2 protein-coding genes are annotated in these 1207 nt (G+C 62.4%); one reads left to right on the plus strand and one right to left on the minus strand.

Annotation, left to right across the window (positions count from 1 at the left end):
- Positions 1 to 1052 (plus strand): IS5 family transposase (locus NKI47_RS34875; RefSeq protein WP_352596364.1); only part of this gene is annotated, 1052 nt, incomplete at its 5' end.
- Here NKI47_RS34875 and NKI47_RS34880 read toward each other — a convergent pair.
- On the minus strand, positions 1009 to 1207 hold a 199-nt coding region (locus tag NKI47_RS34880), incomplete at its 5' end, for a hypothetical protein (RefSeq protein WP_352596367.1). The two genes, NKI47_RS34875 and NKI47_RS34880, sit on opposite strands and share 44 nt — an antisense overlap.

A 1207-nucleotide genomic window follows, 5' to 3' on the forward strand; every position in this document is an offset into this window, starting at 1 on the left:
TTGACGAGCGTTATGTCCGGCTGAGCGCGGCCGGCGATCCACTGGAGAAGCTGAACGCGGTGGTGCCTTGGGAGGTTTTCCGGAAACCGCTGGCCAAGGCGCTGAAGCGCTCCGATGGCGCCAAAGGCGGCCGGCCGCCCTTTGATGCGGTGATGATGTTCAAGGTCCTGGTTCTGCAGGCGCTCTACAGTCTCTCGGACGATCAGACCGAGTTTCAGATCCAAGACCGGCTTTCCTTCATGCGTTTCCTCGGGTTGGGGCTCGGCGACAAGGTGCCCGACGCCAAGACGATCTGGTTGTTTAGGGAGCACCTCACGCAGGCCCGGGCGGTGGACAACCTGTTCGCCCGTTTTGACAAGCACCTCACCAAGGCCGGTTATCTGGCGATGGGTGGCCAGATCGTGGATGCCACGATCGTGGCGGCGCCGAAGCAACGCAATTCCGATGCTGAAAAGGCTGACATCAAGGCAGGAAAGGTGCCGGACGAGTGGCAGAAGAAACCAGCCAAGCTGCGCCAGAAGGACCGGGACGCGCGCTGGACCGTGAAGTTCTCGAAGGCCAAGGCCGATGAGGAGGGAAAGACGAAGCAGCGCGATATCGCCGTTCCCGCCTTCGGCTACAAAAACCATGCCTCGATCGATCGTCGCCACGGCTTCATCCGCGGCTGGAACGTCACCGGCGCCTCGGCTTGGGACGGGGCGCAGCTTCGCAACGTGCTGGACAAGAACAACACCGGCTCGACGGTATGGGCCGACACCGCCTATCGCTCGAAGAAGAATGAGGCGTGGCTGGACAAGAACGGCTACGTCTCCGACATTCATCACAAGAAGCCGAAAGGCCGGCCGATGAGCGAAGCGATGGCACGGGCCAATGGCCGGCGCTCAAAGATCCGCGCTTTCGTCGAGCACGTCTTCGCGCAGCAGAAATCCCGCATGGGCCTGTTTGTCCGCACGATCGGCATCGCTCGCGCCTGCACCAAGATCGGCATGGCCAACCTCGCCTACAATCTCACCCGCTTCGTCTGGCACCAAGGGCGAACTGCGTTCGCCTGACGGCGAGAGCGGCGGCAAACGCCGCCGCGATGCCGAAATCGGCAACCAGCATCAGCCCCAACGACCGAAATCCAGCCCCCGCCGCGCGCCAGGCTGTTCGCAACCTCATTGTCGCACCACCCACTCTGGAAATGCCGGTAGTTCGAGGTGTCCAA

Source organism: Mesorhizobium sp. M0633, assembly GCF_040320645.1.
GTDB lineage: Bacteria > Pseudomonadota > Alphaproteobacteria > Rhizobiales > Rhizobiaceae > Mesorhizobium.